The sequence below is a fragment of the Seonamhaeicola marinus genome (assembly GCF_008085455.1).
In genome coordinates this window covers 1-262 of the sequence record NZ_VSDQ01000538.1, presented here as the reverse complement: position 1 = coordinate 262, position 262 = coordinate 1, and the positions used below count along the sequence as shown (strand labels likewise).

General features: G+C 34.4%; 1 protein-coding gene. It reads left to right on the top strand.

Going from position 1 to position 262, the window contains the following annotated elements; all coding sequences use genetic code 11:
- Window positions 1-262: 3'-5' exonuclease (locus FUA24_RS08150; protein WP_317131947.1), on the top strand; the 262-nt coding region annotated here is incomplete at both ends.

The following is a 262-nucleotide window of genomic DNA, read 5'->3' as shown; positions in this document are numbered from 1 at the left end:
TAAGCGCGATATTCCATATAGAATTTACGGTGGTTTATCATTCTACCAACGTAAAGAAATTAAAGATGTACTATCCTATTTAAGGCTTATAATTAACCCTAAAGATGAAGAAGCTTTAAAGCGTGTTATAAACTTTCCGCCACGAGGTATAGGGCAAACAACCATAGATAAATTAATGGTAGCAGCCAATGGCTACAACCGTTCTATTTTTGAGGTTATGAAAAACATTGATAAAACCAATGTTAAAGTAAATTCGGGCACC